At 42.2% G+C, this 24,715-nt stretch carries 23 protein-coding genes; 7 read left to right on the top strand and 16 right to left on the bottom strand.

The features are described from left to right. Window positions 1-48: 48 nt before the first annotated feature. The 4 genes from CTN01_RS18270 to CTN01_RS18290 form a co-directional block, all read right to left on the bottom strand. Entirely contained in the window at window positions 49-528 is a 480-nt protein-coding gene (locus tag CTN01_RS18270) for a DUF2489 domain-containing protein (protein WP_005372498.1), read from the bottom strand. A gap of 3 nt (window positions 529-531) precedes the next feature. After that, on the bottom strand, window positions 532-1,077 hold the full coding sequence (gene yihI, locus CTN01_RS18275; RefSeq protein ID WP_045084567.1) for a Der GTPase-activating protein YihI: 546 nt from the start codon (window positions 1,075-1,077) through the stop codon (window positions 532-534). Further along, window positions 1,077-1,718, bottom strand: a complete 642-nt coding sequence (locus CTN01_RS18280) for a class I SAM-dependent methyltransferase (RefSeq protein WP_045150041.1) — start codon at window positions 1,716-1,718, stop codon at window positions 1,077-1,079. Before CTN01_RS18280 ends, yihI begins: the two co-directional genes overlap by 1 nt. A 949-nt stretch (window positions 1,719-2,667) precedes the next feature. Continuing rightward, complete coding sequence (locus tag CTN01_RS18290) at window positions 2,668-3,291, bottom strand: c-type cytochrome (protein WP_045150043.1); 624 nt, start codon at window positions 3,289-3,291, stop codon at window positions 2,668-2,670. A gap of 157 nt (window positions 3,292-3,448) precedes the next feature. On the opposite strand from CTN01_RS18290, the gene yihA reads away from it, so the two are divergent. Beyond that, window positions 3,449-4,123 (top strand): ribosome biogenesis GTP-binding protein YihA/YsxC, encoded by a 675-nt coding sequence (gene yihA, locus CTN01_RS18295; RefSeq protein WP_045150044.1) that lies wholly within the window; start codon window positions 3,449-3,451, stop codon window positions 4,121-4,123. Window positions 4,124-4,834: 711 nt separating this feature from the next. Here the strand turns inward: yihA and spfP are convergent. From spfP to recQ, 5 genes are all read right to left on the bottom strand, one after another. Beyond that, on the bottom strand, window positions 4,835-4,882 hold the full coding sequence (gene spfP, locus CTN01_RS23285) for a small protein SpfP (protein ID WP_438616993.1): 48 nt from the start codon (window positions 4,880-4,882) through the stop codon (window positions 4,835-4,837). 192 nt (window positions 4,883-5,074) lie between these two features. Then, window positions 5,075-7,846 carry a DNA polymerase I gene (gene polA, locus CTN01_RS18300; protein ID WP_045150045.1) on the bottom strand — a complete coding sequence of 924 codons (2,772 nt, stop codon included), beginning with the start codon at window positions 7,844-7,846 and terminating at the stop codon, window positions 5,075-5,077. A 962-nt stretch (window positions 7,847-8,808) separates the two neighbouring features. Further along, window positions 8,809-9,519 carry a 7-cyano-7-deazaguanine/7-aminomethyl-7-deazaguanine transporter gene (locus CTN01_RS18305; protein WP_045150046.1) on the bottom strand — a complete coding sequence of 237 codons (711 nt, stop codon included), beginning with the start codon at window positions 9,517-9,519 and terminating at the stop codon, window positions 8,809-8,811. 133 nt (window positions 9,520-9,652) lie between these two features. Then, entirely contained in the window at window positions 9,653-9,958 is a 306-nt protein-coding gene (locus tag CTN01_RS18310; RefSeq protein WP_005372488.1) for a DUF3630 family protein, read from the bottom strand. A gap of 317 nt (window positions 9,959-10,275) precedes the next feature. Then, window positions 10,276-12,126 (bottom strand): ATP-dependent DNA helicase RecQ, encoded by a 1,851-nt coding sequence (gene recQ, locus CTN01_RS18315; protein WP_107342200.1) that lies wholly within the window; start codon window positions 12,124-12,126, stop codon window positions 10,276-10,278. A 204-nt stretch (window positions 12,127-12,330) separates the two neighbouring features. Between recQ and rarD the strand changes: the two genes are divergently transcribed. Both rarD and ggt read left to right on the top strand, forming a co-directional pair. Beyond that, window positions 12,331-13,236, top strand: a complete 906-nt coding sequence (gene rarD, locus CTN01_RS18320) for an EamA family transporter RarD (protein ID WP_045150047.1) — start codon at window positions 12,331-12,333, stop codon at window positions 13,234-13,236. Between the two features lie 134 nt (window positions 13,237-13,370). Next, window positions 13,371-15,134, top strand: a complete 1,764-nt coding sequence (gene ggt / locus CTN01_RS18325) for a gamma-glutamyltransferase (RefSeq protein WP_045150048.1) — start codon at window positions 13,371-13,373, stop codon at window positions 15,132-15,134. Window positions 15,135-15,232: 98 nt separating this feature from the next. On the opposite strand, the gene uvrD is transcribed toward ggt, so the two are convergent. Beyond that, on the bottom strand, window positions 15,233-17,404 hold the full coding sequence (gene uvrD / locus CTN01_RS18330) for a DNA helicase II (RefSeq protein WP_045150049.1): 2,172 nt from the start codon (window positions 17,402-17,404) through the stop codon (window positions 15,233-15,235). 212 nt (window positions 17,405-17,616) lie between these two features. On the opposite strand from uvrD, the gene CTN01_RS18335 reads away from it, so the two are divergent. Genes CTN01_RS18335 through CTN01_RS18350 form a run of 4 tightly spaced genes read left to right on the top strand, consistent with a single transcriptional unit; the run spans window position 17,617 to window position 19,975 of the window. Then, window positions 17,617-17,880: a BufA1 family periplasmic bufferin-type metallophore gene (locus tag CTN01_RS18335; RefSeq protein ID WP_045150050.1), complete on the top strand. Its 264-nt coding sequence runs from the start codon at window positions 17,617-17,619 to the stop codon at window positions 17,878-17,880. Beyond that, window positions 17,880-18,743, top strand: coding sequence for an MNIO family bufferin maturase (gene bufB, locus CTN01_RS18340; protein WP_045150051.1), 864 nt, complete (start codon window positions 17,880-17,882; stop codon window positions 18,741-18,743). The genes CTN01_RS18335 and bufB overlap by 1 nt, the downstream gene beginning before the upstream one ends. After that, the gene (locus tag CTN01_RS18345; protein ID WP_045186347.1) at window positions 18,721-19,530 is read left to right on the top strand and encodes an HvfC/BufC N-terminal domain-containing protein; all 810 of its coding nucleotides are present in this window, start codon (window positions 18,721-18,723) and stop codon (window positions 19,528-19,530) included. The genes bufB and CTN01_RS18345 overlap by 23 nt, the downstream gene beginning before the upstream one ends. Then, a complete protein-coding gene (locus tag CTN01_RS18350; RefSeq protein ID WP_045150055.1) occupies window positions 19,523-19,975 on the top strand; it encodes a DoxX family protein in 453 nt (150 codons plus the stop codon). The genes CTN01_RS18345 and CTN01_RS18350 overlap by 8 nt, the downstream gene beginning before the upstream one ends. A gap of 59 nt (window positions 19,976-20,034) precedes the next feature. Here the strand turns inward: CTN01_RS18350 and yigB are convergent, their stop codons facing one another. The 6 genes from yigB to lptM form a co-directional block, all read right to left on the bottom strand. Then, window positions 20,035-20,763, bottom strand: a complete 729-nt coding sequence (yigB, locus tag CTN01_RS18355; RefSeq protein WP_045150056.1) for a 5-amino-6-(5-phospho-D-ribitylamino)uracil phosphatase YigB — start codon at window positions 20,761-20,763, stop codon at window positions 20,035-20,037. Between the two features lie 32 nt (window positions 20,764-20,795). Further along, a complete protein-coding gene (gene xerC / locus CTN01_RS18360; RefSeq protein WP_045128846.1) occupies window positions 20,796-21,701 on the bottom strand; it encodes a tyrosine recombinase XerC in 906 nt (301 codons plus the stop codon). Between the two features lies 1 nt (window position 21,702). Then, a complete protein-coding gene (locus CTN01_RS18365) occupies window positions 21,703-22,407 on the bottom strand; it encodes a DUF484 family protein (RefSeq protein ID WP_045084581.1) in 705 nt (234 codons plus the stop codon). Beyond that, window positions 22,404-23,234: a diaminopimelate epimerase gene (gene dapF, locus CTN01_RS18370; protein WP_045150057.1), complete on the bottom strand. Its 831-nt coding sequence runs from the start codon at window positions 23,232-23,234 to the stop codon at window positions 22,404-22,406. Before dapF ends, CTN01_RS18365 begins: the two co-directional genes overlap by 4 nt. 38 nt (window positions 23,235-23,272) lie before the next feature. Further along, entirely contained in the window at window positions 23,273-24,523 is a 1,251-nt protein-coding gene (lysA, locus tag CTN01_RS18375; protein WP_005372469.1) for a diaminopimelate decarboxylase, read from the bottom strand. A gap of 68 nt (window positions 24,524-24,591) precedes the next feature. Continuing rightward, complete coding sequence (gene lptM, locus CTN01_RS18380; protein WP_005372467.1) at window positions 24,592-24,708, bottom strand: LPS translocon maturation chaperone LptM; 117 nt, start codon at window positions 24,706-24,708, stop codon at window positions 24,592-24,594. Between the last annotated feature and the right edge of the window lie 7 nt (window positions 24,709-24,715).

Consider the following 24,715-nt stretch of genomic DNA (forward strand, 5'->3'; position numbering starts at 1 on the left):
ATCGCCTAATCAGATTAGACGATGACTGTAATAGTTCAGATCAAGTCATTAAGACTTCGTAGACAGGATGGCGTCTAGCTCGACAGCAATAGCTTCTTGTAATCGAGTTTCAGCCTTCATTCGCTCCAGATCAAAGCGCATTCGAGCACGTTTCTCTGTTTGTTGACGCGCTTCACCGCGAGGCATATCTTTTACTACCTCATACAGCTCTGTAATAGCTGGATAAGTGGCTGCAAAATCAACACTCTTATCAGCCTGTAGCGCTTCCATCAACTTATACAAACGAATCGCCGCTTCAGACAAATCACATTGTCCTTGCTTGGTCGCTGCGGCAATCACATAAACGCTCTCTAAAATCGTATTATTACGCGTTTCTATCGCCTCTTTTTGCTGTTGTTCAGCACGGGCTAAAAAAACTTTATGGCGTTGATTTTGTTGGTATAGCTTAACAAGTAACGTTCCCGCATAAATACCAAGCGCGGTTACAATTGTGCCACCAATAACAAGCAGAAGCGTCAAATCCTGCAACGGTTACTCCTTACCGAATTTATCTAAATCCATCTTTTCAAATTGATCGAGTAAATCATCATCAGACTTAACCGCTGGGCGGTACTCATCTTCCTCGAACAATTCAACTTCATCTTCTTCCATCAAACCAAGCTGCTTCATAAGCTGCTCAATACGATCAAGTTTTTGGTCGACTTGTTTCTGCAAGCCTGCACCTAACTTTTCACCAGCATCTAAGCGATCAAGAAGAACCATCAGCTGCGCATCATTTTCAAGCATTGCTAATTCTTGCTCTGCTGACATACGACGTTGCTGTTTGGTCATTGGCTTTTTCGGCTCAACGATCAAAGGAATTGGTTTTTTACTACCAAGACGTGGGTCTTTTTTCTGCGCGGCATTACGCTGCTTAGTTTCTTCAACGGCAGAATGGCGACTACCAGTTTTTAAGCCTTTACGCTTTTTCGCTTTCTGGCGCTGGCGAGATTCGATCTCTAATTGGTTCGGCGTTTTATCACGGTATACCGCTGGGCCTTCAGAACCAATCTTACGGCCTCTTTTTTTACGGGTCATTACTGGGTTTTCCTCAGCAAAATCACATCATTTCCAACAAACTCAACTTCTAAGCCATCACGTTGCGCTAAAAAGCGGAACGTATCGCGACTAAAGAAACTGACGTGGGTTGGATCGTTCTTATAATGCCAACGTGTAAACGCTTCGGCATCGGTTGCTAGCTTTGTCATTAACCCTAGCCATCCGCCAGGTTTAATCATACTCAGCAGCAGCCCCCATTCCTTCGCAGGCTGATTAAAATGTTCTATGGCTTCGGTACACGTAACAAAGTCATATTGACGCGTTAATACACTAGGATTAGGTGCAAAATATGGATCATAGATCGCCATATTATATCCCATTTCCTCCAACATAATGGAAAGTGTTGGACCGGGACCGCTGCCAAAGTCTAAACCATCTAATGGCCCAGCCGGTAAACGTTCTACTAATGGTGTAGCTAAACGACCTAAAAATTGGCGATAACCCATATCATCTGGATTATTTTGATGTTGATCATAAACGGCTTTTTCTTGCTCTGGCGATAACTGAGCCTCAGGATCGGCAAAAATTAACACACATTGCTGACAACGAAAATAACAGCGATTTTTATCTTCAACAAATACTCCATGCTGTTCACTATGGCACAGTGGACATGGCTGCATGATCACTTCTCCGGTGTTGCCGATTATTAGCAAAATCGGAACTGGTGTAAAATCGAGCGGGCTATTCTATACCCAATCGCGGTCAAGATGTAGTTTTGCCGACAAATTGTGCAAGTTTATCTGTAAATACGATAAGGATAGATAAAAGATCAACAAGTTAACTTGTTTATAATGCAGATAAAGAAAAGAGAGAAAAAGAAAAAAGCGATAGGCTTGCACCTATCGCTCTATATGTAAGCCAGTGGCTTATATTCTGTCTAGTCATCCTAACTAGCGTGTAACGTCCCGGTTAAGCAACGTTCCCTTTGTTATTAGTGCTTTCCTTGCGAGCTTGTTGTTTGTCATCATCCTGATGAGTTTTGCTCTTCCGTGTCCTGTCCATAGCAATTCAACTCGTCCTGAGTTGGCGTTCCATTTCGCTTACTATCATCCTGATAATAATGCCACCATCCTTGTGAGCACGTTATCCGTAACGTACCACTTATTGCGTCGACATCATGTCGTTGCAAAATCTTATCCGTAAGTGTCTTCCTGACATTCCAATACGCTTCTTGCGTCAACCCTAGTCATCCTAACTAGACGTCCTGTGATCCTTCGAGCTCCTGCTCATGTCATCCTAGCGCTTCCATCCGTTGTCGCTCTCCCTGTCGACACGAGATAATTTACAGTAACCAAAGACTGAAACAATGTACCGATATCACATTTTTAAAAACACAAGTAACCACAAGAATTTAAGTCATTGTTATTAAAGGTTATTGTGTTTTTAGCTACAAAATTTCGAGCTAAAACACCCCTCACAAATGGCAGATCTCTTACAAGCTGTTGAGCAAATAAGACAGAAGTAAAAATCGCCTTACTGAATAAAGCACCAAAAGATATAAAATGATGATTATTAGACAATAAAAAAGCAGCCTAAAGGCTGCCTTTTTCTATTGAGAGCGAACTATATTTAATGCAAGCCGCCAACATATTGCGACAACGCATTAATTTCATCATCACTTAATTTTGCAGCAACCGAGCGCATCATCGCGTTCATATCATTAGCACGAGCACTTGAACGGAATTCTTCAAGTTGAAGTTTTACGTATTCCGCATTTTGACCAGAGATTTTAGGGAATCCAGATAAACTCATACCATTACCACGAGGACCATGACACGCAATACAGGCAGCGATACCACGTTCAGTATCACCAAAACGGTAAAGTTGTTGCGCGACTTCAACGGATTCTTTTGGGGAAGTATTATCTGAAATAGGCAGGGAAGCATAATATACTGCGATATCTGCTATATCTTGGTCAGAAAGAGCCATGGCCATTCCTCCCATAACAGTATTATTACGTCCTTGTTTTCCGCCAGTAGTCATTGCCAGTTTGTATTCTTTTAATTGCTTTTCAAGATATTTAGGATGCTGCCCAGCAAGCTTGGGATATTGCTGCATCAACGCTGCATTGCCATCTGTACCATGGCAGGCGGCACATGTTGCAGCTTTCAATTTACCTGCTTCGATGTTGCCTTCTTCAGCCGTGGTCGAATAACTAGCAAGAAGGCTTAATATTAATATTAATTTCTTCATGACATTCCATTTATAATTATAGGGCTTCCACTACCACAAGTAATGCTTACTTACTTAGTATACAATACGATCCCAAACCAAGCTCGGTTTAACATATTTTATACATCTTCACATAAAAGCAATCAGTCGACTACTTGAAGACTAGACGGAGTTAACAGTGAATCAACCTCTCAACTACAGAAATACAAGTTTTATCACAAGTGCGCCAGATATTCGTCACTTGCCGCAAGATGCAGGCGTTGAGATTGCATTTGCTGGTCGCTCTAACGCGGGTAAGTCGAGTGCCCTAAACCGCTTAACCGATCAAAAAGGGTTAGCACGTACTTCAAAAACGCCTGGTCGTACTCAGCTGATCAATATGTTTGAAGTAGTTCAAGGTTGTAACCTTATCGATTTACCGGGTTATGGCTTTGCACAAGTTCCTCTTGAAATGAAATTAAAATGGCAGAAGTCGCTAGGAGAATACCTTCAGCGTCGAGAGTGCTTACAAGGCCTTGTGGTATTGATGGATATCCGTCATCCGATGAAAGATCTTGACCAGCAAATGATTAATTGGGCACTTGAAAGCCGTTTACCTGTAATGGTTTTACTGACTAAAGCAGATAAGCTAAAAAGTGGTGCTCGTAAAGCACAGGTGCTAAAAATCCGCCAAATGACTAAAGAGTTAGAAGGTGACGTACAAGTTGAAGCTTTCTCTTCATTAAAAGGCATTGGCGTCGATCAAGTTCGCCGTAAGTTGGATGAGTGGTACGCACCAGAGCTAGAGCGTCAACGCGTGCTTGCCGGTGGTGATGATGTTTTCCCTGAGCAAATAGAAGAAGACAACGAGTAAAATACGTTGTTTATATAGCTCTAAGGATTGGAGCTATAAAAATTCCCCACCATCTCGGTGGGGCAAATTAAGAGAGAAACAGGAGGTATTTTAGTTTTGTGCAACACACAATAATGATTTCTACTCTTAGCGCAATCCCTTCCCTTTATCTGACTCAATTTACATGTTTTTTTGCGACTCCCGACCAGATCACCCTCTAAAATCCGATATAAATATTACTTACCCCAACCTTGATCAGCACATTATTCTCTTAACAAAATAACAACATGAAATGTTAATAAACCATATTTAGTTCTGGAAGTTTATTACAACCACATTTAACCAAAAAAAGAGCAAAAAAAAACCACTCCCAATAGTTTAGGAATGGTTATTTCATGGATTTGTTGAACGGCTAATAATGTCATCAGCACTGACAGCAAATATGAACAAGAAGCTGTTTTTAGTATAGCGGCTGTTGTTATTTTTTAAAGTATTTACTCTAAAAAATAACAACTAAAAAGAAAATAAAGATAAAAAAGGCCAACAGATGAGCCAAAAAGTTCAAATAGACCAATGAACGACCATAATTTGATTAGTAATTAGTTAAATAGAGAGAAAGCGAAAAAGAAATAAATGATCAACAGATAAAAAGAAAGGTATAAACGGAGAGAAAAAATTTTCGAGCGCACAATAAAAAACGCCCCGGTCCAAAGTGAGACCAGGGCGGCTGAATCAGCCAAATCCAATAACGTGAAACAAAAGGTCTGAAAGATAGAACATCTTACCTCTGTACCCTACACCTGTAACTGTATATCAAACGTGCAGTTTTTGGAACCCCTAAATGTAGTTTTTTTTCACTTTGTTGTAAGTAAATTTTACATATTGGTTTTTATTTGTCGCTTATTTTTAACAAAAAAAATAGCCAGCATCGTGCTGACTATTTTTGATTATTTTTATTATTACCAATAAATATTAGTGCGCTTGATCCCAGTTATCACCGTAACCTGTATCAGCGATAAGTGGTACATCCAGCGTTGCTGCTTGTTCCATTAATGCTTTAACTGATGCAGTTACCGCCTCAAGTGCTGATTCTTTCACTTCAAACACTAATTCATCGTGTACTTGCATTAATAAACGTACATTACCTTCCGGTTGTTGCTGCACCCAACCATCAACCGCAATCATCGCCAGCTTGATAATATCAGCCGCAGTTCCTTGCATTGGCGCATTGATTGCTGCACGTTCAGCTGCTTTTCGGCGTAAACCATTACGTGATTTAATGTCTGGTAGATACAGGCGACGACCAAAGAGCGTTTCAACGTAACCTTGCTCTGAAGCTGCATTACGCGTGCTTTCCATGTATTCTAAAACACCTGGATAACGCTCAAAATATACATTCATGTAGTTTTGCGCTTCATTACGTCCCATATCTAGCTGCTTTGCTAAACCAAACGCACTCATACCATAAATCAAGCCAAAGTTAATCGCTTTAGCACGGCGACGCTGCTCACTGCTCACATCTTTAATATCTAAACTAAGAATTTCAGCAGCCGTTGCTGCGTGGATATCTTTACCATGACGGAAAGCATCTAATAATGCTTTATCACCAGATAAATGCGCCATAATACGTAGTTCAATTTGAGAGTAATCGACCGCAAGGATCTTATAGCCGCTTTGCGCAACAAACGCTTGGCGAATACGACGACCTTCTTCATTTCGTACTGGAATATTCTGCAAATTTGGATCGCTTGATGATAGACGTCCAGTTGCAGTCACAGCCTGATGGTAAGAAGTATGCACTCGACCCGTTGCAGGATTCACCATCTTAGGCAACTTATCGGTGTAAGTAGATTTCAGTTTTGCAAGTCCACGATATTCTAAGAGTAACTTAGGCAGTGGGTAATCAAGCGCAAGCTCTTGCAATACTTCTTCATTGGTTGACGGTGTACCTGATGGTGTTTTCTTTAAAACAGGTAATCCCATTTTTTCAAATAGGATCGCTTGAAGCTGTTTTGGCGAGCTTAAATTAAATTCTTGCTCGGCGATTTCAAACGCTTTTTTCTCAATTTCATCAAGTCGAGCAGCGATCTCTGTTGATTGTGCGCCAAGCAACATACTGTCGACATAAACACCCATGCGTTCCATACGTGAAAGTACTGGCACTAATGGCATTTCGATAGTTTCAAAGACATGCTTAAGTTTGTCGTCAGCTTCTACTTTAGGATATAACGTATTGTGCAAACGCAAAGTAATGTCAGCATCTTCAGCAGCATAAGGACCCGCTTGCTCTAAATCTATTTGATTGAACGTTAGCTGCTTTTTGCCTTTACCTGCAACTTCTTCAAAACTGATATTCTTGTGCTCTAAATAACGTAGGGCAAGGCTATCCATATCATGACGCCCAACAACGCTATTAAACACATAAGATTCAAGCATGGTATCAAACACAATCCCCTGCATTTCAATGCCATAACGAGCAACAATGCTGGCATCAAACTTAAGGTTTTGACCAATTTTCGCTTGTTTAGGATCTTCAAGTAACGGTTTTAACTGCTCAAATACCCAATCACGATCAAGCTGCGCTGGCGCATCAAGGTAATCGTGAGCCACAGGGACGTAAGCCGCTTTACCTTCTTCAATAGCAAAAGACACACCGACGACATTCGCCGTCATGTAATCTAAACCATCAGTTTCGGTATCAAAGGCAAACGCCTTTGCCGCTTTTAATTGTTCAAGCCATGTAGCAAAGCTTTCTTTATCTAAAACCGTCTCATACCCACTACGATCGATCGTTGGTGCAACAGCTTTTTTCTCCGTTGGCACATCACCTGATTTTTCGTCAGCAACAATACGACCATCGCTTCCATCAAGCATTTCAGTTAACCAACGACGGAACTGTAACTTACCAAACAGCTCGGTGAGAGCATCTGTATCTGGTACGCCTTTACGCAGTTCATCAGGTTTTACATCTAGCTCAACATCCAATTTGATGGTGGCAAGCTTATATGACATGTAAGCCGCTTCTTTATTATCAATCAGCTTTTTCGCCATGGTTTTTGAACCACGGAAACCGAGAGCAGCAATATCATCTAAATTATCGTATAAGGCATCTAACCCACCGATACCGGTTAGCAATGCTTTTGCTGTTTTCTCACCAACCCCAGGCACTCCTGGAATGTTATCCACTTTATCGCCCATCAGAGCAAGGTAGTCGATGATCAACTCAGGACCAATCCCAAACTTATCCACAACACCAGCGGGATCCATCACAACATCAGTCATGGTATTGATCAAGGTAACATTTTGATCCACCAGCTGCGCCATATCTTTATCACCTGTACTGATAAGTACTGGCATACCTTGTTGTGATGCTTGTGTGGATAACGTGCCAATCACATCATCAGCTTCAACCCCAGAGATCGCGATCAATGGTAGCCCCATCGCTTTGATCACTGCATGCAATGGTTCGATCTGACTGCGAAGATCGTCCGGCATCGGTGGACGATTGGCTTTATATTCAGGATACATATCATCACGGAAGGTTTTCCCTTTCGCATCAAAGATCACTGCGATATGTTCGGTTGAAAATTGACGTAACATGCTACGTAGCATGTTTACAACACCATAAATTGCACCCGTCGGCTCACCGTCAGAATTAGTGAAATTCGGTGCAGCATGGTAAGCGCGATACAGGTAAGAGGATCCATCAATCAGGATCAATGGATTTTCTGGAATAGTTGCCATAGGGTTATTCTTATATCCAAGCGTTTGTCGTTCAGGTTAGTAGCTCTATTATCGACCATATTAGGCGTTGAGCGACAGGAAAAATGCAATAACCATAGAATGCCACGCCCTGTCGCAAGTGTTAACCAATGTTTTATTCTATTCTCACTTTTTCTGTGGATAACTTTGTTAGTATTTAATTTACACCAGTTGATCGTTTTTTGGGTAATTAGGCAAACAAGAAACTATTACAAACACAATCAAAGACTTAACTATAAACCTTGATTTCTATCCTCGATCCCTATTTGATCATTAATTGTGGAAAACCTCATAGTGATAAAGCCAAATGCGGTAATAACACCATAAAAATCAGACGATTTGTTTAGTATCAAAACCAAAAATAACTAAACTGCGGTAATTTTAGCCGCTTCTACGCTATTTAATGGCAGAGATACCTATCAGTAAAAATTTATCTTCGATAAAAAACTAAAGCATAGAAAGTTGATCTCTTTTTTATCTTAATAGTGATCAATAAATACGCTTCGATCGTGGCGCAGTAAAATCACACAGAAAGACTATGCCATCGTGAATGCAATAGAAAAAATAAACGGCTTAACGATAACGGATCAATGGAAGATAAGCAGAAAATAGGCAGGTCTTAAAAAAGAAAAAGCGACGCTACTATTAGTAGCGTCGCTCAGCAGAAGTGGTGTTCGGTTATTAGCCCTACACTAATAACACGCAACCGGAGCTGTAGTACACTGGAAGCAATGTGAGCAATGTCGTGCCATCAAGACGATATGATTATGTTCCATCCCTATCGCCTGAGTGCCTGTTAATAATAACCATTCTCACTTGAGATGCAAGTACTTTATTGAGAATAATTGTCATTTAAAAGATATTTTTTAACCAGTGCCTTCACAGCATAAAAAAACCGATCCTAAGATCGGCTTCTTCTTTCACCCTTATCACTAGTAACAAAACTATTGATTAGTCTTTGCTGCCACTAACGTTTGCGGTGATAACGTTGTCAGCTTATCAATTAAGTAATTAAGTAATACCCCATAAATAGGCACAAATAGTCCGAGACTAATAATTAACTTAAAGCTGTAATCCACCAACGCAATTTCCGTCCAATTTGCTGCCATAAACGGATCGGGGCTGTGGTAAAAAGCAATACCAAAGAACGCAATGGTATCAATCGCATTACCAAAAATAGTGGAAGCCGTAGGGGCTATCCACCATTGTTTTAATTGGCGTAGACGGTTGAATACCGACACATCTAAAATTTGCCCTAGCAAGTAAGCCATAAAACTGGCAATCGCAATACGAGCAACAAACAGATTAAATTCCGTTAAATGTCCTAACCCTTGGTATTCGCCTTGGAAGAACAAGACCGATAATAAATACGATACGAGCAGTGCAGGCATCATGACACGGAAAATAATTTTACGCGCCATTCCAGCCCCAAAAATACGCACAGTTAGATCGGTGGCTAAAAAGATAAACGGAAAAGTAAATGCTCCCCAGGTGGTGTGATAACCAAACACGGTAAAAGGTATTTGTACTAAGTAGTTACTCGATGCAATCACGAGTAAATGAAATAGCACTAAATAACCTAGGGCTTTACGTTGCTGTTGCGGAGTAAAAGAGGGTGAAGCTATAGTATTAGATTGAGATAAAGCAGTCGTCATGTGAGACCTTTTTGTCAATGGGGGGAGGGAACCCAAAAATATATGTTGCTCGCCATTTTATATGCCAACAACAACCAGGTCGGCGATTATACAGAAATTCACTTTGTTGCCTAGCTCTTGATAAATATCAATCTCAATTTAATAAGCCTGCGACAAATGCCAGTGTATCAAGATCATCCTCACTCATGGCCTCTAACCATAACGTGCTACTGTAATGTTCACCTTTGAGCAACAAGCGACAACCTTCAAAATCGACTAACCAAATATGCAGATCAGCACTGCATTCTTTTTCAATCACAGTAGCATCGAGTGTCTTTAAAAGTTGTAAAGCAACTGAATCAAAACTATCAAAGTCAAAATCAGGGCTAATAATGGATAAGTAACGTGCATTGAGATCGAGTTGACGAACGCTAAATGGTTGGCTTTTAAGTGGGGTCATTGTCATTCCTTTTTATAACCAGAAAGATAAATAGCGCTTACTCACACCATGATGTAAGTAAGTGTTAATTAAGATTACAAAGATTTAGTACACGCTAGTATTTCGTATTTCATCATGGTCTTATTAGCTCGCTATCAAAGACGTTATCGTGAGTCCCGTCGCGTTAACTTGATGGCCGGTGAAATGAATATTCCACCAAATACGCAAGCTGTTTTGTCGTGGCAAACTCCATAATGGTGTTTCTTAACGCATTCTATACCGAGCTTACCATGAGCTCGGTTTTTTTATATCTATACTAAATTTGCTAGCTAGATATTTTAATACGGCTCTTCAATTGCCAATAAATGATCACGGATCAAACCTAAAAAAACCTCTCCGTATTTTTCTAGTTTACGCTGCCCTACTCCGTTCACCGCAAGAAAGTCGCCATTTGACGTCGGTAACCGCTCTGCCATTTCCATTAAGCTAGCATCGTTAAACACCACATAAGGCGGTAGATCTTCTTCATCAGCAATCGCTTTTCGCAATTTACGTAACTTAGCAAACAATTTTTTATCGTATTGGCGATTCGCGAGTTTATTCACTTTCATGTTACGAGCAATATTATCAAGTCGCGGAACAGCAAGTTCTAAACTGATTTCAGCACGTAATAGTGGGCGGGCTTTTTCTGTTAATTGCAGCACGGAGTTACGACTAATATTTTGAGTTAAGTACCCTAAATGAATTAACTGCCGTAATACACTCACCCAATATTCATGACTGTATTCACGCCCAATACCATAAGTACTCAATTTATCATGTCCATGCTCGCGGATACGTTGGTTTTGCATCCCACGAAGCACTTCAACGATATAGGTAATACCGAAACTTTGGTTAACACGGTAGACACAAGACAAGGCTTTTTGCGCCACTTCGACCGCATTAAACCGTTGTGGCGGATCTAAACACACATCACAGTTACCACATGCCTCATCACGATGCTCACCAAAGTAATGCAGCAATACCTGACGACGACAAGTTTGTGCTTCAGCAAAAGCGCCCATCGCATGCAATTTATGACGTTCGACGTCCTTTTGCTGCCCTTCTTCTTTTTCATCTAAGCAACGGCGAAGCCATGCTAAATCAGAAGGATCGTAAAACATTACCGCCTCAGCAGGTAAACCATCACGCCCTGCTCGACCGGTTTCTTGGTAATACGACTCGATATTACGAGGAATATCAAAATGCACGACATACCGCACATTGGGTTTATTGATCCCCATACCAAAGGCAACAGTGGCTACCACGATATGAATATCATCCCTTTGAAATGCCTCTTGTACATTGGCTCGCTCAATATGATCTAACCCCGCATGATAGGCCTCTGCACGTATGCCTTTATCTCGCAGTTTTTCACTGATCTGTTCTACTTTATTACGACTATTGCAATAAATAATACCGCACTGCCCACGCATACCTTCAACATAGCGAATAATTTGTGTTAGCGGTTTATGCTTTTCCCACAAGGTATAACGAATATTCGGACGATCAAAACTGCCCAGGTACTCATGAGGGGTCTGCAATCCTAGGCGGCTAACAATATCATGGCGGGTTGTTTCATCTGCCGTTGCAGTTAATGCCATTATCGGTAGGTTTTCAAACGACTGCTTCAATCGCCCGAGTGCGGCATATTCTGGTCTAAAATCATGTCCCCATTGGGAGATACAATGCGCTTCATCAACCGCGACCATCGCCAGCGGTACGTCACGCAAACGATCAATAAAATCATACGTTAATACGCGCTCTGGCGAGACATAAACTAGCTTTACCGTAGCGTCTTTCATCGCATCAAACACGGCGAGGATCTCATCACGCTCCATTGTTGAATTGATATAGGCGGCAGCAACACCATTGGCTTTAAGCTGATCGACCTGATCTTTCATCAATGAAATAAGCGGTGAAATAACTAGCGTGATCCCTTCTTTTAACAAAGCAGGGATCTGATAACACAATGACTTACCACCTCCCGTTGGCATAATCACCAAGCAATCTTCGTCACGATTGACGGCATCAATCACATCCAGTTGACCTACACGAAATTGCTGATAACCGAAAATTTCCTGTAAAACAGACTCGCTCGTAGACGCTGATAATGCAGAACTAGGTCCATGATGGCAGACGGATGACATGGTAAGTCTCTTGGCTAAACGGGGCGTTCATTCTATACCTAAAGCCCCCTTTGATGCGAGGTAGTAACTTGGCAATCAATTAAAAACTCAGTGCTCTTATTTTCTATTTTCTCTTTAGCGATAAAATAAAGACTGGTAAATCAAGCCATCTTATTTATATACTGCTTTAGAATAAAAATTAACCAATGTTAGATTTGGAGTTTCATGGAAGATAACAACAATCTCGCTAAGCGTGGGATCATTCTCGCTATTTCTGCCTATACCATGTGGGGTATAGCGCCGCTCTACTTCAAATCCATTGCCAGCGTTACTCCACTCGAAATACTGAGTCATCGTGTGATTTGGTCGTTCTTCTTCCTAGCACTCATTATTGCATTCAGTCGCCAGTGGGTGCGTGTCAAAGCCGTTTTCACTCAACCAAAAACACTTTTTCTACTCACAATCTCTGCGTTACTTGTCGGTTGTAATTGGCTTATTTTCATCTGGGCGGTCAATAACAATCACCTTTTGGATGCCAGTTTAGGCTACTACATTAACCCTTTGTTAAATGTGCTATTAGGCATGCTGTTACTAGGTGAGAGACTACGTCGCTTACAGTGGGGGGCGGTTTTAATCGCTGCGGTCGGTGTTATTGCCGAGCTCATTCAATTTGGGTCATTACCTTGGATTGCCTTTGCGCTTGCGACCAGTTTTGGGTTTTATGGTCTATTACGCAAAAAAATCAATATTGATGCTCAAACCGGCTTATTTATTGAAACCTTTATGTTGTTACCATTAGCCGCTATTTATCTATTTTTTATCAGTAGCAGCCCAACAGCTAATCTGACAGATAATTCTTTAGATCTCAATTTACTGTTAGTCGCAGCAGGTATTGTCACGACCTTGCCTTTACTGTGTTTTACGGGTGCCGCAACGAAATTAAAGCTGTCTACCTTAGGTTTTCTACAATATATCGGCCCTAGTTTGATGTTCGTATTAGCGACTTTTATTTATAAAGAGCCGTTTAAATTAGAACATGGCATTACCTTTGGCTGTATTTGGTTAGCGCTGTTGTTATTTAGTATTGATGGGATCCGAACTCATCAACAATCATCGAATAATAAAAATTAGCGGCTAGCTTGTTTGCCTTTAGATAATCATTCGACATGTATGATAGAACTCTCATTTTTATTATCTAACTCAAGTAAATAAAAGTATAAAATAGCGTTCAGTTAGCGACATTACTCCACTCATAAGGATTGACGATGCCAAGGTTTACCTCCGCTACAGCCTTTTTATTGAGTGTTTGTTGTTTTTCATTTCCAGCATTAGCCAATGAAGCTCAACAAGCCTCTGATCATATTGAACCAGAGCCGAGTGTTAACCAACAATCACAACCGTTGGTTTCAGGTACAGAGTGGATGATCGCCACAGCCAATGCCTATGCCAGTCAAGCTGGGGCTGATATTTTACGTCAGGGTGGCAGTGCTGTTGATGCAATGATCACCGCGCAGCTAATATTAGGCTTGGTTGAGCCACAGTCATCCGGGATCGGTGGTGGCGGATTTTTGGTGTATTGGGATAATGATAAACACCAAATGACGACATTTGATGGTCGAGAAACGGCTCCTTTTGCTGCGACTCCCCGTTTGTTTCAAGACAATCAAGGTCAGCCACTAAAATTCTATGATGCCGTTGTCGGCGGACGATCTGTAGGTACTCCAGGTACGATTAAACTGCTTTGGCGCAGTCATCAACAATACGGAAAATTGCCGTGGAAAACGCTGTTTCTTCCTGCGATCAAATTAGCCAAAGAAGGATTTATTGTCAGCCCTCGGCTTGCTGCAATGGTTGAAAATGATGCAAAAAATCTTCGTCGCTATCCAGAAACTAAAGCCTACTTTTTTGACGCACAAGGTAAACCGCTTCAAGCAGGGAGTAAGTTAGTTAATAACGCTTATTCAAACACCTTACGTCAAGTTGCTGATTATGGCCCAAAAGCCTTTTATCAAGGCGATATTGCGCGAGATATTGTTAATACCGTACAGAACGCAGAAGGTAATCCAGGGGTGTTAAACACGATGGATCTCGCCAGCTACAGCGTTAAACAACGTGAGCCTATTTGTGCACCTTATCGTCAGTATCAAATTTGTGGAATGGGGCCACCCAGCTCTGGCGCATTAACCTTGGGGCAAATATTAGCCATGCTCAATCATTATCCCTTGGATAAGCTCGGTGCTGATAACGTCAAAAGTTGGCAATTAATTGGTGATGCCTCCCGTTTAGCTTTTGCTGATCGCGGTCGCTATATGGCAGACAGTGATTATGTGCCGATGCCGGTCCGTGGCTTACTCGATCCCAACTACCTTGCCGAGCGTGCTAAATTACTCGATGGAAATAAAGCATTAACCCAAGTAAAAGCGGGGATGCCACCTTGGAATCATGCCAATAACCGCGCCAGTGATGAAGCTATCGAACTGCCTTCTACCAGCCATTTATCCATTGTAGATAAAGAAGGTAATGTGGTTTCACTGACCTCGACGATTGAAAACAGGTTTGGTTCACGTTTAATGGTCAGGGGATTTCTACTCAATAATGAATTAACGGACTTTTCATTCCGTAGCCAAATTGATGGTATTCCTGTTGCTAACCGAATTGAACCGGGTAAACGACCTCGCTCGTCAATGACACCCACGATTGTCATGAAAAACAACCAGCCAGTGCTAGCCATCGGCTCACCCGGAGGAAGTCAGATCATTGGTTATCTCGCAAAAACCTTAGTCGCGTATATTGATTGGGGGATGGATTTACAACAAGCGATCAACTTACCGAATATGAATAATCGCTTCGGTACCTTTGAACTTGAAATAAACACGCCTGCGGCAGAGTGGGCGCCAAAGCTTGAGAAGCTAGGTTATAAAATCCAAATCAAAGATCTAAATTCAGGTATTCAAGCGATAAGTATTGCGCCAAATAAGCTTATGGGAGCAGCCGATCCTCGTCGAGAAGGTAAAGTTATCAGCCAATAATCGCGCGCAAATACACAAATAAAAGCAAAAAGCCCAGCACTCAAGATGATTGCTGGGCTTTATTTTTAAGTATTACGATCAATTAAGAATGCATGTAATTACATTGGTGTAAGCTTGGCGTACTGAGTCACCAACCACTTAATACCTTCACCATTAAACGCTACTTGCACACGGCTTTGTGCGCCACTGCCTTCAAAGTTAATGATGGTGCCTTCACCAAATTTTGGATGTTCAACACGCTGACCTAGGTTAAAACCTGTCTCATTAAAGTTGTTATTCACCTGTGTTTGGCTAAAACGACCACTGCTTGCTGGTCGTGACACTTGCGCTTTCATGCGGACTTCTTCGACGAACTGGTCGGGAATTTCGCGGATAAAGCGTGAAGGTTTATGGAAGTTATCTTTACCGTATAAACGACGCATTTCAGCATACGTGATATACAGTTTTTGCATTGCACGGGTCATCCCCACGTAACACAAACGACGCTCTTCTTCTAAACGTCCCACTTCCTCTGTGGTACGTGAGCTTGGGAACATCCCCTCTTCTACGCCCACCATAAACACCACTGGGAACTCTAGACCTTTAGCACTGTGCATCGTCATCAGCTGCACCGCATCTTCAAAGTCATCCGCCTGACCATCACCCGCTTCTAATGCTGCATGAGCTAAGAAGGCCGCAAGTGGCGTCATGCTTTCAGCTTCTTCTGGAATTTCAAACTGACGAGTTGCTGTGACCAATTCTTCTAAGTTTTCAATACGGGCTTGGGCTTTTTCGCCTTTTTCTTGCTCGTACATTGCACGTAAACCAGAATTTCGAATGACTTCATCGGTCTGTTGGTACATTGGCAAGTCGGCGGTATCGTCTTCAAGAGCATTAATCAGCTCGATAAAACGACGTAATGAATTCGCCGCACGGCCTGCTAAAACTTGCTCTTCAAGCAAGGCAATACTCGATTGCCACATGGTTAAACCACGATCGCGAGCAGCTAAACGAATCGTCTCTAACGTGCGATCGCCCAAACCGCGCGTCGGGGTATTAACTACACGCTCAAACGAGGCATCATCATTACGATTGGAGATTAAGCGCATGTAAGACAACGCATCTTTTATCTCTTGGCGCTCGAAGAATCGCATACCGCCGTAGATACGGTACGGCAGTCCAGCTTGAATTAATGCTTCTTCTAATACGCGAGATTGGGCATTACTACGGTACAAGAAAGCCGTTTCGTTTAGGCTGCCACCTTGATCGCGCCATTCTTTGATTTTACCCACCGCAAAACGTGCTTCATCGAGCTCGTTAAACGCAGAATAAAGCGAAATCGGCTCACCTTCACCACCGTCAGTCCAAAGTTTCTTGCCCATACGCTCGTTGTTATTGGCAATCAACTCATTGGCTGCATTTAGAATATTGCCGGTCGAACGGTAATTTTGTTCAAGGAAAATCGACGACGCATCTTTAAATTCATTTAAGAAACGCTGAATATTTTCAATTTTTGCCCCACGCCAACCATAAATAGACTGGTCGTCATCACCCACGATCATCACATGGCAATCAGGTCCAGCCATTAAGCGTAACCACGCAAACTGAATGCTGTTGGTATCTTGAAACTCGTCAACCAGAATGTGCTTAAAGCGTGCTTGGTAATGTTCACGGATATGCTTGTTATCGCGCAATAACTCGTAAGATCGCAGCAATAGTTCAGCAAAATCGACCATACCCGCACGATCGCACGCTTCTTGATAAGCGGTGTAAATACGCAGCCAAGTTTGCTCTACAGGATCGCTATAGGTTTCAGCGTGTTTAGGACGTAAGCCTTCATCTTTCTTCGCATTGATATACCAAGCAGCCTGACGAGCAGGCCAATGCTTTTCATCTAGATTCTGAGCTTTGATCAAGCGGCGCAATAAACGCATCTGATCATCAGAATCTAAAATATTAAAATCTTCCGGCAAACGCGCATCAAGGTAATGAGCACGCAGCATGCGGTGACATAGTCCGTGGAATGTACCATTCCACATCCCCGCACTTGAGCCATGCATTAACTCATTAATACGCCCACGCATTTCTGCGGCCGCTTTGTTGGTAAAGGTCACCGACATGATCGAATACGGTGATGCTTGCTCTACTGATAACAACCAAGCAATGCGATGAACCAGCACTCGTGTCTTACCACTACCGGCGCCAGCCAATACGAGGTGGTTACCCAACGGCGCTGCCACCGCTTCTCTTTGTTTATCATTGAGCCCGTCTAATAGGAGTGAAACGTCCATCGCTATCTACTGGTTATTTATACAATGGTGATGATTATAACAGCACGAAAAAAGATTGCCTCGATATCTTCACCTTTCCTTGGTGCTGAAAATTGTTTTAATTTTAATCATTTTTTCGCAATAAATCTCAGCCTTCCCCTTTCCTATTAAACAGAGCGTTTAATGCCACATAAAAATCAGCCAACTACGTTATATCTCAAGAGGATTTCATCATGAACAACGTAAACAAACTTGCACTCGCATCAGCCATGACAGGTCTTATCGCATTAGCAGGTACAGTAGCCTCAACTTCTGCCGTTGCTGGCGAAGCAAAAGAAAAATGTTATGGGGTGGTGAAAGCAGGAAAAAATGACTGCGCGACCAAAACCACATCATGCGCAGGCTCAGCCAAAGAAGATGGTCAAAAAGATGCCTTCATTGTCATGCCTAAAGGGCTTTGCGATCGCCTTCATGGTGGTTCAACAGAGTCTGCATAATGAGCTATCCATTATTAACGGATATGGTTGGGGTGGGTTTACGCTCACCTCATCACCAACCGATTATCGAGCAACGTCCGGATATCGGCTGGCTTGAAATTCACAGTGAAAACTATTTCAACCGCTATACACCTCAATATCAACAACTGTTAGCCATCATCGAGCATTACCCGATGAGTTGTCATGGTATTGGACTATCCCTTGGCTCAGTCGATCCGATTAACTGTGAGCATTTAAAGCAACTGAAACAACTCATTGAAGTTGTTAATCCTTTTGCGGTTTCAGATCACCTCAGTTGGAGTTCAGTTAACGGTCAATACTTTAACGATTTACTGCCTCTACCATATACAGAGCAAGCGCTTGATGTTTTCTGTACGCATGTCGAACAAGTGCAAGATTACCTCAACAGACAATTATTAATTGAAAACCCATCGAGCTATCTCAGTTTTAAGCACTCAGTTATACCGGAATGGGAGTTTCTAACTGCTGTTCAACAACGCACAGGATGTGGCTTGTTATTAGATTTAAACAATCTTTACGTCAATAGCTTTAACCATCAGTTTGATTGCCGAACGTATTTAGATGCCATCAATCCCGATACGGTAAAAGAGATCCACCTTGCAGGCTTTACGGTGAAACCATTCCCTGAAGGGGAAATATGGATTGATACCCATAGCAAGCCGGTAAGTGAGCCTGTATGGCAACTTTATCGTCAATGGATACAGCAAAATGGTAAGCATACTCCAACCTTAATAGAGTGGGATGCAGAGTTACCATCATTAGAGATACTCCTTGCTGAAGCGGCTAAAGCGAACGCGTTCCTCCAACGAGAACATCACCATGAAATATGCTGTCAACAATGAACTGCACCAGCTCCAAAGCACCTTTTCCGATGCGCTGCGATATAAACACAGCGATGCGTCTACGACGATAAAAGCCACCACCTTTAGTGCCGAGCAACACCTACAAATTTATCGAAATAATTTTATTTTGAGTTTAACCGATATTCTTTCGGCAACGTATCCCGCAGTCCTTGCGATGATCGGTCATGACTGTTTTGTTCAACTGGCGCGATTACACATACTACATTCTCCCTTAACGCAAGGCGATGTGAGCCATTACGGTGAAGGGTTTCATCGCACCATTGCAAATAATGAAACCATCAACAAAGCCTTACCGTATTTATCGGATCTTGCTCAACTCGAATGGTACCGAGATATTGTCAGCCGCATGCCGTCACAACAACACGGTTTTCCATTTGAAAAATTACAATACCTTCAAAATGCAGATGCCTTTGGACAAAGCTATTTTCATATTCCTGCGGCAACCTATGTTTTGACCAGCCAGTATAGTGTCGGGGATTTGTGGCATATTGTAGATGGTGAAAGGCTCAACCATCACTCATCAGAGTTTTCTAGCGCTGATGATCCATTGGCAGCACTTGATATCGATCAGCCACAAACCGTGGTTATTCAATTACGTGGAAACGAAATATTAACGCAGGTCATCTCTTCAGATCTCAAGGCGTTAATCATTCACTGCCAACAACAAAAATCACTTCAACAAGCCTCTCCACAGATGCTTGAACAACTACCTTTATTATTTGAATATCAACTCACCGACGATATCGTGGAGGCAAACGATGGATAGTTTTATTCGCAGTATCGACCCTTTTTTCTCACGGCTAACCACCCCTTTTATCCCGCTTGTGTTGCTCTTTACTCGCCTCTGGGTTGCATGGGTATTTTTTCAATCTGGTATGATCAAATACTCAAGTTGGGACAGTACCTTATACCTTTTTGAATACGAGTATCATGTACCTTTATTACCATGGTACTGGGCGGCATATATTGGTACTGCGGTTGAAGTCTTTATCCCTATTTTTCTCACTCTGGGACTATTTACTCGTCCGATGGCTTTAGTACTTTTTGGATTTAACATCATGGCAGTCGTTTCCTATCCAGCACTTTGGGAAAAAGGATTTTATGATCACCAACTGTGGGGAATGATGCTACTCACTAATGTGATATGGGGAGCGGGAAGTCTCTCTTTTGATCACTTCTTTAATCGTGGCCACCTTCATCATTCTTACTGAATATCGATTAAGGCTTAATATGCTATACACAATAAAAAAGCGACCCATGGTCGCTTTTTTTAATTCTCTAATCCGACAATCTCAAGCAGCTGCGCCAATTGCGTAATTTCTACATCGGGTAAGATCAACGCCTTCGATTGCTGCTGAATCAATTTTTGTTGATCGTTAAACCAACACACTTGAAAGCCATGCTGTTTCGCGCCTTTTACATCGGTAATAAGATGATCACCAACATGTAAGATTGTCACGGCTGGTAAATTTAGGGTATTAACTGCAAGGTTAAATAAATCTGCCTCAGGTTTTGCTAAACCATCTTTACCCGCTTGAAACACCTCGACAAAATATGGCGCTAAGCCAATTTTTTCTGCATCAACATTACCATTGGTTAGCCCGACTAGCGGAAAATGGTCACTTAATTGTTTTAATACTCGATGCGTTTCTGCAGGAACATCGACTTGGTTGCGAACAGCCAATACAGTATCTAACCCCTGCTGCGCTAAAATTTCTGCCTCTGATAAACGAAACCCTAGCTGCATTAAACCTATTTTAATGGTTTCATATCGCCACAAACTGACATCATGTTTGAGCATTGGATCTAGCATCGCTAATTGCGATTTAAGCGATGACCAAACGGTTTGATCAATCATGATACGTGACGGTAAGATCTGCGTTAACCAGTCAAACATTGCTTGTTCAGCACGAACAATCACCGGACGGTTATCGTATAAGGTATCGTCAAGATCAAAGGTTAAGGCACTAATTGGCGTTAATTGGCGGTAAAAATGCATAATCTCTCTGTATTGATACGTCGCATTCAATGTTATTTATTACGCTTAGCACGAGGATGTGCTTCATCATACACTTTAGCTAAATGCTGAAAATCCAAATGGGTATAGATTTGGGTTGTCGATAAATTCGCGTGACCTAAAAGTTCTTGTACTGCACGTAAATCGCCGCTCGACTCCAACATATGTGTTGCAAAACTATGACGTAGTTTATGGGGGTTAATATGGCTTGATACCGCCTGTTTTTGTCCCCATTCCGCCATTCTTTTCTGTACATTTCGAGTAGAAATACGCGTGCCTAATTTAGACACAAACAATGCAGGCTCTTCTGCTTGAGCAATATTGTCACGCAACTTCAGCCATTTCGCTACCCATTCACGAGCAAGGCCAGAGAAAGGAACCACCCTTTCTTTATCGCCCTTACCAATTACCCGTAAGTCGCCTTTGCTTAAACTGATATGACGCACATCAATACCAACCAACTCGGCTAAACGTAACCCTGCACCGTACATCAACTCCATCATTGCGCGATCACGAATTGCTAATGGATCATCATCGTTAACATCCAGCAATTGATTCATTTCATCCACATCCAAATTCTTAGGTAATGGACGTGCTTTTCGTGGCGCCGCAACGCCTTTTGCTGGATTGGCTTTCAAAACATTTTGATGGACTAAAAAATCAAAAAAGCTTCGCAAAGCTGATAAGCGCATCGCAAGGCTACTCGCCTTTAAGCCATCTCGCATCCCTTTACTGGCGATTTGACGTACCCAACCGGCATCCACTTGCTGCCAATTATCGACGCTCAATTCGACCAATTGTTCTGCAACACGAGTTAACTGACGCTTATAGTTTTGCTGAGTATGTAAGCTTAGCTCACGTTCACTACGTAAATATTCATAGAAACGTTCAAGTGGTTGTTCCAAGCTGCGGGGCAACATATTAGTCAATAACCTCACGGGTATATTGCCAATGCTCTATCAAGTAACTAATGGTTGTTGCTAACTGCTCAACAAACAAGGTGTCCATTTCTGGTTGAAAGTGTCCACCATCTGCGCTCGCAAAACTCAATACACCATTGGCTGCCGAACGACCTAATGGCAACACAATAAATGATCCTAGCTGCGGCGGATGGGTATATAACAATTCAGCTTCAGGACGACGTAAGCGGCCTAAATACGGACGATCTTGAGTTAAACGAGAACGATAAAAATCGTTAAATTGACGACGTTCGAGGTATAACACCTCATCTTCGCTATCAAACAAACGAAGACAAACGGAAAGATCCAATTGTGCCGCTAAGGCATCAATAATCGTCAGTACCTGATAAATATTATGGCATTGTAATAATTGTACTTGAGCATTAGAGAACAAGACTGATAACTCACCACTTTTGGTTGCATTGGCGAGTAACGTGGCATGTTGTTGCTCAAGCTCGGCGATCCGTAGTCGTAGTCTCTCTAATTGAATATCAACCAAAGAGACAGTACCACGCTCTTGATGAGGGATCCGCACGTCACTCAACCACTCCGATTGACGTGAAAAAAAAGTGGGATTATTGCGCAAGTAAGTTACAACTGCTTGCTCATTCAGCACCTCATTCAAGTCATCCCCTGATGAACAAGTTTGCTGAGAATGTGTTGTCATTGAATAAATTGTCCGTCAAAAACGTGAGCCGCAGGGCCGGTCATAAATAATGGTTTACCTTCACCCGCCCAACGAATATATAAATCACCACCTGGTAGAGAAACTTTTACATTTTCATCCAGCAAACCTTGAACTCGCCCAATCGCAACCGCTGCACAGGCACCGCTACCACAAGCTTGCGTTTCACCCGCACCACGCTCATAAACACGCAAACGCACGTTATTACGATCGAGCACTTGCATAAAGCCAGCATTAACACGCTCTGGAAAACGTTCATGGGATTCTAGTAACGGGCCTAATGTATCAACATCGGCGGTATCAACATCATCAACCACAGTAACACAGTGCGGATTACCCATACTTGCCGCACCACAGAAAAGCGTTTGCTCACCTACGCGTAAGATATAAGTTTTTTCAGCCTGCTTTGCTTTCATTGGGATCTTATTTGGTTCAAAGATCGGCACGCCCATATTCACTGTTACCTGATTATCATTTTCAAGTTTCAGCAACATCTTTCCCGCTTTGGTACTCACCGAAATATGGTATTTATTAGTTAACCCTTTCATTGAAACAAAACGGGCAAAACAACGGGCACCGTTACCACATTGTTCGACTTCACTACCATCAGCATTAAAAATACGGTAATGAAAATCCGTTTCAGGATCATAAGGCGGTTCAACCACTAACAATTGGTCAAAGCCGATACCACGATGTCGATCCGCTAAACGGCGGATCGCATCAGGTGAAAAAAATACATTTTGTGTCACGCAGTCAACAACAACAAAGTCATTGCCTAACCCATGCATTTTGGAAAAGTTAATCTGCATGATGTTCCTTAATTTTTTTCATTTCATCGCAGCCATGATCACTGAATAATTTGTTCTAGTTGCCACAGTTGCGTTAGTGTTTCTCGCTCACGAACAACATGAGCCTGTTCACCGTCGACCATAATTTCAGCCGCACGAGCACGGGTATTGTAGTTCGATGCCATCACAAAGCCATAAGCGCCTGCTGAACGAACTGCTAATAAATCACCTTGCGCTAAACATAAACTGCGATCTTTACCGATAAAGTCACCGGTTTCACAAATAGGTCCAACTAAATCGTAAACATGAGCTTCACCCTGACGCGGGCTAACCGGCACAATGTCTTGCCACGCTGAATATAACGTCGGACGAATTAAATCATTCATTGCCGCATCAACAATGGCGAAGTTTTTATGTTCAGTATGCTTTAGAAACTCAACTTTTGTCAGTAATACACCCGCATTCGCAGCAATGGCGCGTCCTGGCTCAAAAATCAGCTCCAAATCAGGGTAATTTTCTAACCGCGCGAGTAATGCCGAAGCATAATCTGCAGGTTGTGGTGGTTGTTCATCATTGTAAGTCACCCCAAGACCGCCGCCTAAATCAAGGTGCTGAATATGAATACCTTCGGCTTTTAACTCATCAACTAATGCCAATAAACGATCGGTAGCATCAATAAATGGACTAATATCAGTTAGCTGAGAACCGATATGACAGTCCATACCAACAACCTGTAAATGTGGCAAGCTATGCGCTAGGCGATAAACTTCCACCGCGCGATCAAACACAATACCGAACTTATTATCACGTAATCCTGTTGAGATGTAAGGGTGCGTTTTCGCATCAACATCAGGGTTAATACGCAATGAAATAGGCGCTGTGACACCTAGCTCTTCAGCAACAGCATTTAGACGCTCTAATTCAGGTTCAGACTCAACATTGAAGCATTTGATCCCAAGTTCTAGTGCACGCTTCATTTCAGTAGCCGTTTTACCGACACCTGAGAACACCACCTTTGCCGGGTCACCACCAGCGGCAATCACACGCTCTAATTCACCTTGTGACACAATGTCAAAGCCAGAGCCAAGACGAGCAAGAACATTTAATACCCCAAGATTAGAGTTCGCTTTAACGGCATAACAAATTAAATGAGGGTGAGTCGCAACCGCCTCATCAAATGCTTTCCAGTGGCGCTCTAACGTTGCACGTGAATACACATACAAAGGCGTACCGTATTGCTCAGCCAATTGTGCTAATGGCACATTTTCAGCCCATAATTGATTATTTTGCTGGTAGTTAAAGTAATCCAATGTTTTTCTTCCCTGTTAAGTAGCTGCTTTCAATGGCGACACTGTTTAACTCAGTGTTTATTTATTTTTTACTTTGCTTGTTCTTGTTGTGGTGCATCTTTTGGCATGTAGAGAGCACCACTCTGTCCACATCCCGCTAATGTTAGGGTACCTAACACAAAAATTGCTAATAAACCTTTACGCATAATTCAA

It is taken from the genome of Photobacterium angustum, from assembly GCF_003026365.1.
GTDB classification, from domain to species: domain Bacteria; phylum Pseudomonadota; class Gammaproteobacteria; order Enterobacterales; family Vibrionaceae; genus Photobacterium; species Photobacterium angustum.

Coding starts and splice junctions, on each gene's coding strand:
- yihI (WP_045084567.1), bottom strand. CDS start 1,077: ATGACCCGTAAAAAAAGAGGCCGTAAGATTGGTTCTGAAGGCCCAGCG.
- CTN01_RS18280 (WP_045150041.1), bottom strand. CDS start 1,718: ATGCAGCCATGTCCACTGTGCCATAGTGAACAGCATGGAGTATTTGTT.
- CTN01_RS18290 (WP_045150043.1), bottom strand. CDS start 3,291: ATGAAGAAATTAATATTAATATTAAGCCTTCTTGCTAGTTATTCGACC.
- polA (WP_045150045.1), bottom strand. CDS start 7,846: ATGGCAACTATTCCAGAAAATCCATTGATCCTGATTGATGGATCCTCT.
- CTN01_RS18305 (WP_045150046.1), bottom strand. CDS start 9,519: ATGACGACTGCTTTATCTCAATCTAATACTATAGCTTCACCCTCTTTT.
- CTN01_RS18310 (WP_005372488.1), bottom strand. CDS start 9,958: ATGACCCCACTTAAAAGCCAACCATTTAGCGTTCGTCAACTCGATCTC.
- recQ (WP_107342200.1), bottom strand. CDS start 12,126: ATGTCATCCGTCTGCCATCATGGACCTAGTTCTGCATTATCAGCGTCT.
- rarD (WP_045150047.1), top strand. CDS start 12,331: ATGGAAGATAACAACAATCTCGCTAAGCGTGGGATCATTCTCGCTATT.
- ggt (WP_045150048.1), top strand. CDS start 13,371: ATGCCAAGGTTTACCTCCGCTACAGCCTTTTTATTGAGTGTTTGTTGT.
- uvrD (WP_045150049.1), bottom strand. CDS start 17,404: ATGGACGTTTCACTCCTATTAGACGGGCTCAATGATAAACAAAGAGAA.
- CTN01_RS18335 (WP_045150050.1), top strand. CDS start 17,617: ATGAACAACGTAAACAAACTTGCACTCGCATCAGCCATGACAGGTCTT.
- bufB (WP_045150051.1), top strand. CDS start 17,880: ATGAGCTATCCATTATTAACGGATATGGTTGGGGTGGGTTTACGCTCA.
- CTN01_RS18345 (WP_045186347.1), top strand. CDS start 18,721: ATGAAATATGCTGTCAACAATGAACTGCACCAGCTCCAAAGCACCTTT.
- CTN01_RS18350 (WP_045150055.1), top strand. CDS start 19,523: ATGGATAGTTTTATTCGCAGTATCGACCCTTTTTTCTCACGGCTAACC.
- yigB (WP_045150056.1), bottom strand. CDS start 20,763: ATGCATTTTTACCGCCAATTAACGCCAATTAGTGCCTTAACCTTTGAT.
- xerC (WP_045128846.1), bottom strand. CDS start 21,701: ATGTTGCCCCGCAGCTTGGAACAACCACTTGAACGTTTCTATGAATAT.
- CTN01_RS18365 (WP_045084581.1), bottom strand. CDS start 22,407: ATGACAACACATTCTCAGCAAACTTGTTCATCAGGGGATGACTTGAAT.
- dapF (WP_045150057.1), bottom strand. CDS start 23,234: ATGCAGATTAACTTTTCCAAAATGCATGGGTTAGGCAATGACTTTGTT.
- lptM (WP_005372467.1), bottom strand. CDS start 24,708: ATGCGTAAAGGTTTATTAGCAATTTTTGTGTTAGGTACCCTAACATTA.